This window comes from Qipengyuania rhodophyticola (genome assembly GCF_042493225.1).
GTDB lineage: Bacteria > Pseudomonadota > Alphaproteobacteria > Sphingomonadales > Sphingomonadaceae > Erythrobacter.
The window spans coordinates 2,004,051-2,018,320 of record NZ_CP170454.1; the positions used below are offsets into that span (position 1 = coordinate 2,004,051).

Sequence of the window (14,270 nt, forward strand, 5' to 3'; positions counted from 1 at the left end):
GATCAAAGCTGTTCCAGCATATGCTCCGCGCTGGAAACGGAGAAGTCGCCCGGCGCCTCGACATTCAGCTGCTCAACGACGCCGTCATTGACGACCATAGAAAAGCGCTGTCCGCGTTGGCCCATGCCAAAGCCGCTGCCGTCCATTGTCAGGCCCACAGCCTGCGCAAAGTCTGCATTGCCGTCTGCGAGCATGGTAATGTCCGCGCTGCCCGCGGCCTGATTCCACGCGCCCATAACAAAGGCATCGTTCACGGCCGTGCCGACGATCTCGTCAACGCCCTTGGCCTTCAGCTCGCTTGCTTTTTCAACAAAGCCGGGCAGGTGCTTGGCTGAACAGGTCGGTGTGAATGCACCCGGCACAGAAAACAGCGCCACTTTTTTGCCCGCAAAATACTCAGCGGACTGCACTTGTTCAGGCCCTTCAGCGGTCGCTTTGACCAATGTTACCTCGGGTAGCTTGTCGCCTACGGAAATAGTCATATCGTGGAACCTTTCATAGTGGTCGTGTCTGTGATCTTACGCTCGTTGCACTTAGTGGCGATCGCTCTGCGTTCAAGGCGTGAATAGTGCGCTCTGCCCGCGATATGGCGCCCACCATCGCCGCACCACCCCTTAGCAACACCTCGCGAGCATGGTTACTATCTCTTTACTTTGGCTGTTTAACTCCCGGTAAATTGTCACCGTCAAGGTGGGAATTGACGCGGGGTTGGGTTCCTCGCTTTGTCGGGGAGACTGTGAAATGAAGACTATGAAAAGCGCGATGCTGGCAATCGCTGCTTGTGCAACTGTTGCAATGCCAAGCGCTGCGGCGGCTGATCCGGTGATCGGGAATGCTGAGAATATCCGCAAGCTGGATATTATGCTGATGGTTACATCGCTGCGGTGCCGAAACGGGGCAGACAATTTTCAAGCGGACTATCGTAAGTTTTCCGCTACGCACATCGCTACGTTGAACCGCGCTGGGCGGCATCTGCAATCAAACTTGACCCATCGTCATGGTAGCCGCGGGGCCAAGCGCGCGCTCGACAAGATTAGTGTCGGTATGGCCAATGAGTATGGTCAGGGGCACCCATGGCTTGAATGTGCTGAGCTGAAGCAGGTAACGCGTGATCTGACGGCTGAGCGTGATAAGACTGAGCTTTCTGCAGCAGCCACACAATTGCTTTCCAATCAGCCTTTGGGGCGCTGGGCTGCGCGCTAGGTAAACGTATCCACTACCGGGCTGAAATCCGGTCGGTCTTCAAAACTAATGGCGCTTAATATAAAGACATCTTTATATTTGCACTTCGGATAGGTGAGCGCTAAGGCGCGGGCACGATTGTGGCCCGCGCTTTTTTCTTGGCCGCACCAGTTTTTCAAAGGACCAATCCGTGACCGAATTCACTGACTACGTGATTAAAGACATCGCCCTGGCTGATTATGGCCGTGAAGAAATCCGCATCGCCGAAACGGAAATGCCTGGCCTGATGGCAACCCGCGAAGAATTGGGCGCGTCGCAGCCGCTCAAGGGCACGCGCATCACCGGTTCGCTGCATATGACGATCCAAACCGCGGTTCTGATTGAGACACTGACAGCTCTGGGCGCGGAAGTCCGCTGGGCGACCTGTAATATCTTCTCGACGCAGGATCACGCTGCCGCTGCGATGGCTGCAAACAACATTCCGGTGTTTGCGATCAAGGGCGAGAGCCTGGCTGAATATTGGGACTATGTTGGCAAGATCTTTGATTGGTCGACGCAGGATGATCCTGATCTCACCACCAACCTCATCCTCGATGATGGCGGCGATGCAACCATGTTTGCGCTGTGGGGCGCACGCATTGAGGCTGGCGAAGAAATGCCTGAGCCTGCGAACGCTGAAGAAATTGAATTCCAGCGCGCGCTGAAAGCATTCGTGAAAGCGAAGCCTGGCTATCTCACCAAGTCTGTGAAGAATATTAAAGGCGTTTCTGAGGAGACTACGACCGGCGTTCACCGGCTTTATCACATCGCGAAAGAAGGCAAGCTGCCATTCCCCGCGATCAACGTGAATGACAGTGTGACGAAGTCGAAGTTCGACAATCTATATGGCTGCCGCGAATCGCTGGTCGACGCAATCCGCCGCGCAACCGACGTGATGCTGTCAGGCAAAGTTGCCTGTGTCGCTGGTTATGGCGACGTTGGTAAGGGCTCTGCGCAATCGCTGCGCGATGGCGGCGCGCGCGTGATGGTCACCGAGATTGACCCCATCTGTGCGCTTCAGGCGGCCATGGAAGGCTATGAAGTTGTTACCATGGAAGAGGCCGTGACCCGCGCTGATATCTTCGTGACGACGACTGGCAATGAAGACGTGATCACCGCTGAGCATATGAAGGCGATGAAGCCGATGAGCATCGTGTGCAATATTGGTCACTTCGACAGCGAGATCCAAATTTCCGCGCTCGACAATTATGAGTGGACTGAGCTCAAAGAAGGCACAGATCTGGTCAAATTCCCGGATGGGAAAGAGATCATCGTGCTCGCCAAAGGGCGCCTCGTGAACCTCGCCTGTGCGACTGGTCACCCTAGCTTCGTCATGAGCTGCTCTTTCACGAACCAAGTGCTTGCGCAGATCGAGCTTTGGCAGAATGAGGACAAGTATGAGAATGACGTTTATGTCCTTCCCAAGCACCTCGATGAAAAAGTTGCGGCATTGCATCTTGATAAGCTCGGTGTGAAGCTCACCAAGCTCTCCCAGCAGCAGGCCGATTACATCGGTGTGCCAGCAGAGGGTCCGTTCAAGCCTGAGCATTATCGGTACTAACTATACGCAGTTGCACTGGTCTGGCGTGGGTTTCGCCGCGCTGGCCATTGCAATCATCACAGGTAGAGGCATAGCTAGTAGACGATGGAAGTTTCGTCCGCTTTTCTTGCTTTGATTGGCCTGTTGCTGGCCGTGTGGACGGTCGGCGCTGGTTGGATGATGGTTCGTTCCAGCGCGCGCGTTGCCAATGCCGAGGCGACGCGGCGCAACGCGCGGCGGTTATCACGAATGATTGAAGACTCGCCAGCAGTGCCGCTGCTGGTGCGGGCTGATGGACGGCTTGAGGCTCCTGATCGGCTGGCGAGTTGGTTGGGCCTCGATACAATGCCGGAATATTTGAGCGAGCTCGCTCAAGGCGGCGACAGCGGTCTGTCGGATGAGCAGCTTGAATTGCTCAAAGTCCGAGTGCGCCATACCCAGCGTACCGCCGCGCCTTTCACCATTGCAATCACACCGCCGGGTTCAAACAAAGCGCTCCGTTTTAGAGGAATGCTCGCAGACCCGACTGTGTCGCCGATTGGGGCGGCGCTAATCTGGGTTTTCGATTTCACTGAGAGCGAAGAAGAGCTTGCGGCGTTGCGCGATGAGACAGCGCGGGCGAAGCAGGATTTTCGCGCGCTGGTAGGCCTGATCGAGGCGGCGCCCATGCCAATGTGGTTTCGCGGTGATGACTGGCGTCTGCGTCTCGTCAACAGCGCTTATGTCGATGCAGTGGGCGCAGAATCGCCCGACTCCGTAGTGCTTGACCAAATCGAGCTTGTGGAAGAGATCAACGGGGTCAGCGGCGCTCAAGTCGCGCAAAGAGCCAGCGAAAACAACGAAACGATTGAGCGTATTGTAACAGCCACCGTAAAAGGGGCACGGCGCAGCCTGCGTGTTACGGACTTGCCGCTCGGTCCAGAAGGCATCGCTGGATATGCGGTGGATATTGAGGAAATGGAGGAGCAGGCGCGTGAGTTCAGAGCGTTCCGCGAGGCGCAGCGCTCCATGCTCGATCAGTTGTCGATTGGCGTCGCTTTGTTCAACGCAGATCGCCGCATGACCTTTGCGAACCAACCCTTCCAGCGCGTGTTCGCCCTCCCGCCCGGTATTGCCAATGAGCGAACCGGTTTTGAGCAAATGCTGGTGGTTGCGCGCGATCAAGGACGCATTCCTGAAGTTCGTGACTTTCCGGCCTGGCGGCGCGAGCTGGGCGATTGGTTCACTACTGACAAAACACAGGAACAGACTTGGTCACTGACAGATAGCACGCACTTGCGCATTGTTGCACAGCCTATGCCTGACGGCGGGCTTGTGATGATTGCAGAAGATCTGACTGAGCAGCTGGCGCTCTCGGCAACGCGTGACACGCTACTGCGGACGCGGACGGCGACGTTCGACAATTTGTTTGAGGCGCTCGCGGTGTTCGCGCCTGATGGCAGTCTTGAGCTTTGGAATCGCAGCTTTTCGAGCGTCTGGGGGCTCGATGACGACGTGCTAAGCGGCCATCCGCAGGCAGAAGAGTTGCTTGCAGCTATTGAGAAGAATCTAGCGGACCCCAAAGCAATCGCTCAAGTGAACACGGTTATTCGCGCGGCAACTCTTGATCGCAAAAAAAGCCAGGGCTCAGCTGAACTGACCGATGGCCGTAGCCTTGAATATGCGGGCGTTCCTTTGCCTGATGGCAATGGCTTGCTTACCGTGCTTGACGTGACTGCCTCGCGCGAGGCGGAGGAAGCCTTGCGTGAGCGCAACCGCGCATTGGAAGAGGCCGATGCGGTGATGACGCGTTTCCTCGCGAATATGAGTTATGAATTCCGGACACCGCTCACCTCAATCGGCGGGTTTGCAGAGCTGCTCACTAGCGGAGCGATTGGTGAGTTGCCATCGCAAGCCAAGGAATATGCTGAGGCGATATCTTTGTCTGTCGCAAAGCTGACAGAGCAGGTCGAGAACGTGCTAGATCTGTCGCAGAGCGAGGCGGGTCTGATGCCGCTGAGCAAAGAGAAGTTTGAGCTGTTGCCGTTTGTAACCGAGATGGTTCGCAAGCGTGAGAGTGCGATTACAGACGCTGGGCTAACGCTTGATTTGAACGGTGATCCGGAAAAGAAGATCAACGCCGATCCGCAGCAATTGCGGCGCGCCTTGGCCCATTTGCTCGACAATGCGATCGCGGCCACTGGGCGTGATGGCAAGATCCAGATTGATCTCAAGAAGCGTAAAGGCGGTACTCGCATTGTTATAACGGACAACGGCAAGGGTATGAGCCCCCACGAGATGGCGCGAGCACTGGAAGGGCTTCGCATGTCGCCGGACGGCAAGCGGATCGAGCGTCGCCAAGGGCTCGGCATACCTCTCGCGCGGCAATTGATCGAAGCGCATGATGGCACGCTGGAAATCACCTCGCGCAAGGGCGCAGGCACTGCGGCAACGATTACGCTTCCATGACCTCGACATGTCATTGCAATGAGGGTTGATTTACCAGATCTTGCGGCGATGGGCGCGTTTGGCGCTCGGATTGCCGCAGTGTTGAGGCCAGGCGATGTCGTTGCATTGAACGGCGACTTGGGCGCAGGCAAAACTACGCTCGCTCGCGGCATTTTGAAAGGCGCAGGACACATTGGAGATGTGCCATCGCCGACCTTCACCATTATCGAAAGCTATCCGGACTTGGCTCCGCCCATTGTCCATGCCGACTTCTACCGCTTGAGTGACCCCTCGGAAGTCGAAGAAATCGGGCTTGATGATTACCGTGCCGATGCTGCGCTATTGGCCGAGTGGCCTGCCAATGCAGGAGGGTTCGCGCATGAGGCTGCCTGCCTCTCAATCAAGCTCGAAACGGTGGGTGAGGGGCGCATAGCCATTGTCGAAGCGGGGCCAGCTTGGCAAAGCCGTTTGCCATGAGCGACCTTCCAAATGGGCTTGAAGAGTTTATGCAGTCGGCGGGCTGGGCCGATGCGGTAATCGCTGCATTGCCGGGCGATGCCTCCTTCCGGCGCTACTTCCGCTTGATGCGAGAGGGGCAGAGCGCGATGTTGATGTATGCGCCTCCGCCTGAGGAAGATCCTGCGCCATTTTTGAAGGTTGCCCGCTACCTCAGCGAACAAGGCATGCGCGCGCCAGAAATCTTGGCTGAGAATGCTGAACAAGGCTGGGTGCTGACAGAGGATTTCGGTGATGAGCGTGTGCGTGAGTGGATTGACGCGCATCCCGCGGACGAAGAAGCGATTTATGCAGGCGCGATTGATGCGCTGATTGCTTTGCATGGAAAGCCCGCCGGCCCCTTCGATCCCTATGACATGGCGGTATACCAGCGCGAGGCGGCTCTGTTAACGGAGTGGTATTGCCCAGCGATGGAATTGGCGGTCGACTCTGCGGGTTACGCGCAAGCCTGGGAGCAGGCGCTTGAGCCGCTTGTCGCGCGCCAGCAAACTGGTGTTACCGTTTTGCGCGACTATCACGCTGAAAACATTATGCTTCCGCCGGATGGCGGCCAAGGCCTCATTGACTTCCAAGACGCACTTGTGGGCCATCCTGCCTATGATCTGGTGTCGCTGCTGCAAGATGCGCGGCGCGATGTGTCTGAGGATTTGGAGCGCGCAATGCTCGCCCGCTACATGGATAGGGTGGATGCAGGCGAGCATTTCTTGGCGGACTATGCGCTGCTCGGTGCTCAACGGAACGCAAAGATTGTCGGCATTTTTACCCGGCTTGCCAAGCGTGACGGCAAGGCCCGCTATTTGGAGATGATTCCGCGCGTGTGGGCCGCTATGGAGCGCGACCTTGTGCATCCATCACTGGCACCCGTTGCGACGTGGTTTGATGCCAATATCCCGCAAGAAATTCGCGCGGCAAATGGAGCAGGTCTAAAGTGAGCAATCTCGTTTCAGACACTGCCATGATCATGGCCGCTGGCATGGGCAAGAGGATGCGTCCGCTTACCGCTTCTCAGCCCAAGCCGATGGTGCGCGTCGCGGGCAAGCCGCTTATTGATCATGCTCTCGACCGGCTGCATGATGCTGGCGTCGCCAATGCGGTGGTCAATGTCCATTATCTTGCGGACATTTTAGAAGCGCATGCGAAAGAGCGTGTCTCGCCCAAAGTCGTGATCTCTGATGAGAGATCGGGATTGCTTGAAACGGGCGGCGGAATGGTCAAGGCAAACGCGCAGGACATGCTGCCGGATCCGTTCTTCTGCTGCAATGCCGATAACATCTGGCTGGACGGGCCGCGCGATGCTTTCGCCGACTTGTCGGCCCGCTGGGACCCGGACCAAATGGATGCGCTTTTGCTGCTCGTTCCGCATGATCAGGCAGTGAATTTTACCGGCAAGGGCGATTTTTACATGGACCCGCAAGGCAAGTTGAAACGGCGAGTGTCTGGCCGGATCGCCCCCTTTATCTATTCCGGCATTCAACTCGTCTCGCACCGTTTACTGCGCGATGCACCTGAGGGCGCCTTCTCGACCAATATCCTGTGGAACCGCGCGATTGAGGAAGGGCGTCTGTTCGGCGCTGCTTTTACCGGCCTCTGGTTCGAGGTTGGGACGCCGCAAGCTATAGCGCCAACTGAGGCAGCGCTGCGGCGTGGCTGATCGCGGCGACATCGCGAATACCTCAAAGGCCGACGTTAAGGCTAGCACCCCTCAGGTTTATTCCATCGCCGCCCATCGCGGCTTCGTTGATGCGCTCGTCGCGGGTCTTGTGCCGCGTTACCGAGACGATGAATTCGGGCTGGCGCGGCTTACTTTATTGCTCCCCAGCACGCGTGCACAGAGGCTGGTGAGCGAGGCTTTCATCCGCCATTCTGGCGCTGAGGGGCGCAGCGGGATGTTGATGCCGCGCATGGCAGTAATTGGGGACTTAGACCTCGATGAAGCGCTCGGCACGCTGCTCGATCCCTTAGGTGCGCCAGATATTCCGCGCGCGGTTGATCCAACGCGGCGCTGGCTCGCGCTGGCCCGCATTCTGACGGAGGAAATGGGTGAGCGCGCGCCCAAAGGAGCAACTGCTTTGCGGCTCGCGCGGGAGCTGGCAGCGACCATGGACAGGCTGCTGGTCGAGGAAATCGGACCTGAGGAATTGATGGGCGAGCGTGTTCTTGCGCTGGTCAATGAAGTTTCGGAGCATTGGCGATTGGCCCTGCGCGATTTTGCAGGGGTGCAGGTTCGCTGGCAGGCTCAGTTGGAAGAATGGCAAGCGGTCGATGCCGTGACGCGGCGAAATGCTCTGTTCCGGCATGCTGGGCGGGAATGGCGCAAAAACCCGCCCAGAACTCCAATCATTGCCGCTGGTGTGACAAGCGCAGCGCCCGCGCTGGCTTCCTTGTTGCGCGTCATTAGCGAGCTGCCGCAAGGCGCGGTGATCTTGCCGGATCTCGACCTTAGTATGTCTGACGCGGTGTGGCAGGAGCTTGGACCGGCTGGCGCACCGTCAGAGCCGGAGAGTGACCCGATTTCGCGCGCTGACGCGGTGACGCATCCACAATATCATTTGAAGTTGCTGCTAAACCGTATGGGAGTGGCGCGGGCAGAGGTGCAGCCGTGGCATCGCAAGGGCATGAGCGCGGCTCCGCCAGAGCGCAGTCATGCGATTTCGGCGCTTTTTCTGCCGCCGAAGGCGAGCCGGGCCTGGGTTGAGTTACCCGCTGAGAAGCGGCGGATGAGCGGTGTGCGGATCATGCAAAGCGCAGCGCCGGAGGAAGAAGCGCAGGCCATTGCGGTGTTGGTGCGCGAAGCTCTGGAAGAGCCGGAGCGGCGGGTTGCAGTGGTCACGCCGGATCGAGGCCTTGCGCGGCGCGTGGTTCAACATTTGCGCCGCTGGGACATTGAGGCGGACGATTCAGCGGGGCGCCCCTTGTCGCAGAGCGCGACGGGGCGGGTCATGCTCCTTTGCGCAGAGCTTTTGGCGCAAGGCGCGGCACCAGTACCCCTTATGGCGCTTGCTATGCATCCGCTCGTGAGTGCTGAGATGAAGCGCGGCGAATGGCTAAGCTGTGCGAGGTTGGTTGAGCGCGAGCTGCGCGGCCCGCGTCCAAAGGCGGGGCTTGAGCCAGTGAGCGAGCTGGTTGCCGAGTTGGCTAAGAAGACGCCGCGTCTGACCGATTGGTGGGCGCAGTTTTCCGGGGCGCTTGAGCCGCTTTTTGCGCTCAGTGAAATGACCAGTCTCGATGCGTTGCTTGGCGCCTTGGCCCGGTGCGGTGAGGCACTGTGCGGAGAGCGGCTCTGGGCCCGCGAAGACGGGCGCGCGCTGGCGCGTTTCATCGAAGATTTGCGCTATCACGCCGCGGATGCGGGCACACAGATCGAGTTGGCTGACAGCGAGATTGTTTTGCGTGATGCGATGGAGCAAATCGCTGTGCGCCCTCCCTATGGCGGGCATGCACGCGTCGCGATTTATGGCCTGCTGGAATCGCGTCTGAGCCGCGCAGATATGGTGATTTGTGCTGGGCTAAACGAGGGCATTTGGACTCCGCGCGGCGGCGTGGATGCTTTGCTTGCGCCGCCGGTTTTGCGCGCGCTGGGTGTGCCGGGGTCGGACTTCCGCATTGGCCTTTCCGCGCATGACCTAGCCGGAGCTTTGGGCGCGCCGGATGTGGTACTGAGCCGCGCCGCACGGGATGAGGCTGGGCCGACTATCCCTTCGCGCTTTCTCCTGCGGGTGCAGGCATTAATCGGGGAGCAGTTGGATCGTCACACCGAGAAGCGCGCTGTTGAATTGGCTCGCGCTTTGGCTGAGCCGGTGGATGCCTCCGAGCGTTATGAGCGGCCCGCAATGCGTCCCAAGTCGGATCAGCGTGATGTGCCGCTGGCGGTGACAGCGCTCGATCGACTGCGGGGTGATCCGTACCAATTTTACGCGCAGTCAATCCTCGGTTTGCGGGTACTTGATGGGCTTGATGCGGACCCTTCTGCCGCGTGGCAGGGGGAGGTTGCTCACCTTATTCTGGAGCGTTGGCACGAGGCGCGGCGCGATGATCCCAAAGCTCGCCTCGCGCCGATTATGCATGCGGTGATGGAGGAAAAGAACGCCCATCCGCTGATGCGCGGCCTTTGGGAGCCACGGCTGCTCGCGGCGCTTGAGTGGGTTGAGGAACGCGTTTCTGAAGACGACGGACGCCAGGTCATCGCATGGGAAAAAAAGGGTCACATGCACGTCGATGGTGTGCGGGTTCATGGCCGTGCGGACCGGATTGACCGGTTGGCCGACGGCACTCTGGCAATTGTCGATTACAAGACTGGCAAGCCGCCTTCATCAGCCATGGTGGAACAGGGTTTTGCGCTGCAGCTCGGCCTGCTTGGCATGATCGCGCGGACGAGTGGTTTTGGCGATGCCTCTGGCGAACCCAGCGTGTTTGAATATTGGTCACTCGCGAAGGCTAAAAGTAGTGGCGACGGCCCGGAGTTTGGTTATGTCGAAACCCCGCTGAAAACGGGGAGCAAGCGGTCGGGCTTGCCACCAGAAGAATTCCTGCCGAAAACCGAAGAGCATTTGCGCGATGCGATCACTCGCTGGATCAAGGGTGATGAGCCTTTCACAGCCAAGCTCAATCCAGATTTCGGGGGCTATGCCGATTATGATCAGCTAATGCGGCTTGAAGAATGGTTGCCGCGTCTCGCAGAAGAGGATGAGGCATGAGCGGCCAAGTCTATCCACTCGCCGGGGCGCAGCGCGATGCGGTTAATCCGCGTGATAGCGTGTGGCTGTCGGCCTCGGCGGGGACGGGCAAGACGCAGGTTCTATCAGCGCGCGTGCTTCGATTGTTGCTCGAGAAATCGGTGCAACCCTCGGACATTTTGTGTCTCACATTTACAAAAGCAGGCGCGGCGGAAATGGCGGTTCGCGTCAATGAAGTGCTGGCGCGCTGGGTGCGTTTGCCTGCGCCCCAATTGGCCCGCGAGCTTGACCATCTCGGCGCTCCGATTGACCCGGAAACACAGGCGCGGGCGCGGTCACTGTTCGCCAATGTGCTCGATTGCCCCGGCGGCGGCCTGCGCATCGACACGATCCACGCTTTTGCCCAGTTCCTGCTCGCCGCTTTCCCGCAAGAGGCGAATATCACGCCTGGCGCGCGGGCGATGGAGGACCGCGAGCGTGACTTGCTGAGCCGGGAAGTGCTGGGCGATTTGCTCAGCGAGGCGGAGCGGGCAGGGGACAAGGAAACGCTTGGCGCGATTGCGGAAATGAGCCGAAGCAAGGGGCCGGACAGCGTACGAGGCTGGCTGGTGCGCTGCGCTAATGCGGCGGAGCTTTGGAGCGGCACGGGTGCGCTTCAGCCGCCGATGCGGGAGCGGATTTGCCGCTTGCTGGGTATTCCTTCCGGTGCGGATGAAGCATGGGCGGCGGAGGCCTGTTCAGACGAGGAGTTTCCGATTGCCGCGCTCCGTTCAGTGGCGGCGATAAACGCTGAGTGGGGCAGCAAAACTGGACTCGCCAATGCGGATGTATGCGCGACTTGGCTGACGCTGAACGCCAGCGAACGGCTAGCCGGGCTTGATGGTTTCTTCGGTTCTATTCTGACCAAAGCAGGACTTCCGAGCAGGCTTTCCAATCTAGAGAAGATAGACGCCACATATCCTGTCCAGATCGAGGCAGTGCTTGCCGGTGTTAAAGCAGCGCAGGAGCGCAGTGTTTTACTGAACCTCGCCGACTTTCTCGTGGAACAGCTTTCAATCGGGCGCAAGTTTGCGCTTCTGTGGGATGAGGCGAAGCAGCGGGAAGGGCTGGTTGATTTCGACGATCAGATCCGCCGCGCTGCGGAGCTGCTCACTAATAACTCGCTTTCGGACTGGATCCGGTACAAGCTTGATCGCAGCTTTGACCATATTCTTATCGACGAGGCGCAGGACACCAATGAAGCGCAATGGTCCATCATTTTTGCGCTGACCGACGACTTCTTTAGCGGCGAGGGCGCACGCGCAGGCACCAACCGCACCATCTTCACCGTCGGTGACTACAAGCAGGCGATCTTTGGCTTTCAAGGCACCAGTCCTGAGAACTTTGCCGAGGCTCAGCGCAAGGTTGCGGGCGATATGCACAGCCTAGCCGCGGCTGCACGCGAGCTGCCCGGAGGGCCGGACTTAAGAGGCCTGCAGGATCTTGATCTTGATCGATCATTCCGGACAGCAGCGCCAGTGCTTGAATTTGTCGACAGAGCCATTGCTACAATCGGTCATGATGCTTTTGGGCTTGCGGCAAAGCCGCCTGAGCATGTGGGCGAGGATCGTCCCGGTTTGGTGACCATGTGGAACCTGGTGATTGACGGCGAAGGCACGGATGACGAGGGCGAGGAAAGCTGGCTATCGCGTCATGATCGCAAGCTCGCTGATAAGATTGCTCTGCAGATAAGGGATTGGATGCAAACCGGCTTTCCGCTTGTCAAAGGGCGGGCTGATGAGCCCCCGCGCCGTGCTGGGCCGGGGGATATCATGGTGCTGGTGCGCAAACGCCGCGAACTTGCCTCGCTTATCGTTGCGCGGCTGTATTCGCATGGTGTGCCGGTGGCCGGGGTCGACCGGCTGCGGCTAGGCGCGCCCTTGGCAGTCAAGGATTTGATGGCCGCCTTACGCTTCGCCGCTCAGCCGCTGGACGATCTGACGCTAGCCAATTTGCTGGTTTCGCCGCTGTGTGGATGGAGCCAAGAGGACTTGCTCGAACACGGGTATAGGCCTTCAAAAATGCGGCTGTGGGAGCATTTGCGTAGCTGCGATAGTCCGCGCGTTATACAAACGCTCGCCGACTTGCGCGAGATATTGCGCAGAGCCGACTTTGAGAGCCCGCAGGCGCTACTGCATTGGATCCTCACCGGACCGATTGATGGTCGGCGGCGGCTGGTGCAGCGGCTTGGTTCGGAAGCGAATGACCCGATCGATGAACTGCTCAATGCGGCCAATGCCTTTGCATCGGGCCAAACCGCCAGCCTGCAAGGATTTATCCGCTGGTTCGATGCGGGCGATGGTGAGCTGAAACGTGAGGCAGGCGAGGCGCTGGATCAAGTGCGCGTGATGACGGTGCATGGGTCAAAAGGCTTGCAGGCACCGATTGTCATTCTGGCGGATGCTGCGCTTGGGCCAGATTCGCCGGGTGAGCTTACTCTGGAAGAACAACCAATTGACGGCACAAAGCGCAGGAAAATTCCGCTGCCCGCGCTTTCCAAGGATCAGCATGTTGGCGTGATTGAAACGGCCTATAACAAGGCACAAGCCGCCGATTTTCAGGAGCACTGGCGTTTGCTCTATGTGGCGATGACCCGGGCGGAAGAAGCGCTGTTTATTGCCGGATCGCTGGGGCCGCGCGATGCCAGGCGCGGGGTCGCGCATGAGGATAGCTGGTATGCGCGGCTGCTACCTCTGTTCGAGCGTGACGCTTTAGAAGATTCGCTGTGGGGCGCGCGGCGGACATGGGGCGCATTGAGCGCTCAAGAGCCTCAGAAGCTCGGCAAGAAAGAAGATGCGAAAGAGCAACTGCCGGCATGGGTCAATCGCCCCGCACCGGAAGAACCGCGCCCTCCCAAGCCGCTTGCGCCATCGGGGCTGGGTGAGGTGGAGGGCAGCGACCCGCCACTCGCGCCCGATGATCTTGGCGCGCATTCGGGCGAGGCGGCGCGCCGCGGTATCTTGATCCACGCACTGCTGGAGCGTTTGCCAGAAGTTACTGAGGAAAATCGTGAAAGCAGCGCAAGCCTTTGGATCAAGCGCCAAGCGCCCGAATTGAGCTATGCGCAGCAGGGCGAGATAGTCGCAAGCGCACTGAAGGTTCTGGCTGAGCCTGCGCTTGCCCCGGTCTTCACGTCACAAGCGCTGGCCGAAGTGCCCTTGTCAGCTATCGTCGAGGGGCAAGTCGTCACTGGCATTGTCGACCGGCTATTGGTGACCGACGAAGCGATTACGGTCGTGGACTTCAAAACCGCGCGACGCCCGCCGCATGACCTTGAAGCGATCCCTCAAACCACGCTGAAGCAAATGGCGGCCTATGTCGCTGCTCTGGAGGTGATTTATCCGGGGCGCAGGATCGAGGCGGCGGTGCTGTATACACAGACGCCGCAGCTTTTCCGTTTGCCGCCTAGCATGCTTCGCCCATACAAGTCGCGCTTCGCAGATAAGCAGGAAAGCTTTGCTCTGCCGCCTCTTGAGTAAATCACCGCAAGATCCCACTTCTAAGATCAACGAAACAACTGGAGAAATTCCTTGGCAACCGTGAATGTTACTGATGCAAGCTGGCAGGCCGACGTGCTTGGTTCTGAAAAACCCGTTCTCGTCGATTTCTGGGCGGATTGGTGCGGTCCGTGCAAAATGATCGCGCCGGCGCTGGAAGAAATCAGCGATGAGCTGGCCGATCAGGTCACCATCGCAAAGATGGATATTGTCGATAACACGGACACGCCGAGCTCGCTTGGCATCCAAGGCATCCCCTATCTGGCGCTTTATAAAGGCGGTGAGAAGATTGCTGAGATGACTGGCGCTCGGCCGAAGAGCCAGCTCAAAGAATGGATTGAAGCTGCCCTTTAAGCG

The 14,270-nt window shown here is 58.8% G+C and carries 10 protein-coding genes; 9 read left to right on the forward strand and 1 reads right to left on the reverse strand.

Annotated features, from left to right (window positions below):
• Positions 1-2: 2 nt before the first annotated feature.
• Complete coding sequence (locus ACFCXQ_RS09570; protein ID WP_379550039.1) at positions 3-482, reverse strand: peroxiredoxin; 480 nt, start codon at positions 480-482, stop codon at positions 3-5.
• Between the two features lie 259 nt (positions 483-741).
• Between ACFCXQ_RS09570 and ACFCXQ_RS09575 the strand changes: the two genes are divergently transcribed.
• From ACFCXQ_RS09575 to trxA, 9 genes are all read left to right on the forward strand, one after another.
• Positions 742-1,203 (forward strand): S-adenosyl-L-homocysteine hydrolase, encoded by a 462-nt coding sequence (locus ACFCXQ_RS09575; RefSeq protein ID WP_379550041.1) that lies wholly within the window; start codon positions 742-744, stop codon positions 1,201-1,203.
• A 169-nt stretch (positions 1,204-1,372) separates the two neighbouring features.
• Positions 1,373-2,782, forward strand: a complete 1,410-nt coding sequence (gene ahcY / locus ACFCXQ_RS09580; RefSeq protein WP_379550043.1) for an adenosylhomocysteinase — start codon at positions 1,373-1,375, stop codon at positions 2,780-2,782.
• Positions 2,783-2,866: 84 nt separating this feature from the next.
• A complete protein-coding gene (locus tag ACFCXQ_RS09585) occupies positions 2,867-5,209 on the forward strand; it encodes a sensor histidine kinase (protein WP_379550045.1) in 2,343 nt (780 codons plus the stop codon).
• An 18-nt stretch (positions 5,210-5,227) separates the two neighbouring features.
• Complete coding sequence (gene tsaE, locus ACFCXQ_RS09590) at positions 5,228-5,665, forward strand: tRNA (adenosine(37)-N6)-threonylcarbamoyltransferase complex ATPase subunit type 1 TsaE (protein WP_379550047.1); 438 nt, start codon at positions 5,228-5,230, stop codon at positions 5,663-5,665.
• Positions 5,662-6,636 carry an aminoglycoside phosphotransferase family protein gene (locus ACFCXQ_RS09595; RefSeq protein ID WP_379550049.1) on the forward strand — a complete coding sequence of 325 codons (975 nt, stop codon included), beginning with the start codon at positions 5,662-5,664 and terminating at the stop codon, positions 6,634-6,636. The genes tsaE and ACFCXQ_RS09595 overlap by 4 nt, the downstream gene beginning before the upstream one ends.
• On the forward strand, positions 6,633-7,355 hold the full coding sequence (locus ACFCXQ_RS09600) for a nucleotidyltransferase family protein (RefSeq protein WP_379550051.1): 723 nt from the start codon (positions 6,633-6,635) through the stop codon (positions 7,353-7,355). The genes ACFCXQ_RS09595 and ACFCXQ_RS09600 overlap by 4 nt, the downstream gene beginning before the upstream one ends.
• Positions 7,348-10,398 (forward strand): double-strand break repair protein AddB, encoded by a 3,051-nt coding sequence (gene addB, locus ACFCXQ_RS09605; RefSeq protein WP_379550053.1) that lies wholly within the window; start codon positions 7,348-7,350, stop codon positions 10,396-10,398. Before ACFCXQ_RS09600 ends, addB begins: the two co-directional genes overlap by 8 nt.
• Positions 10,395-13,895, forward strand: coding sequence for a double-strand break repair helicase AddA (gene addA / locus ACFCXQ_RS09610; protein WP_379550055.1), 3,501 nt, complete (start codon positions 10,395-10,397; stop codon positions 13,893-13,895). The genes addB and addA overlap by 4 nt, the downstream gene beginning before the upstream one ends.
• Before the next feature lie 51 nt (positions 13,896-13,946).
• Positions 13,947-14,267, forward strand: coding sequence for a thioredoxin (gene trxA, locus ACFCXQ_RS09615; RefSeq protein ID WP_379550057.1), 321 nt, complete (start codon positions 13,947-13,949; stop codon positions 14,265-14,267).
• The last annotated feature ends 3 nt before the right edge of the window (positions 14,268-14,270 follow it).

Coding starts and splice junctions, on each gene's coding strand:
- ACFCXQ_RS09570 (WP_379550039.1), bottom strand. CDS start 482: ATGACTATTTCCGTAGGCGACAAGCTACCCGAGGTAACATTGGTCAAA.
- ACFCXQ_RS09575 (WP_379550041.1), top strand. CDS start 742: ATGAAGACTATGAAAAGCGCGATGCTGGCAATCGCTGCTTGTGCAACT.
- ACFCXQ_RS09585 (WP_379550045.1), top strand. CDS start 2,867: ATGGAAGTTTCGTCCGCTTTTCTTGCTTTGATTGGCCTGTTGCTGGCC.
- tsaE (WP_379550047.1), top strand. CDS start 5,228: ATGAGGGTTGATTTACCAGATCTTGCGGCGATGGGCGCGTTTGGCGCT.
- ACFCXQ_RS09595 (WP_379550049.1), top strand. CDS start 5,662: ATGAGCGACCTTCCAAATGGGCTTGAAGAGTTTATGCAGTCGGCGGGC.
- addA (WP_379550055.1), top strand. CDS start 10,395: ATGAGCGGCCAAGTCTATCCACTCGCCGGGGCGCAGCGCGATGCGGTT.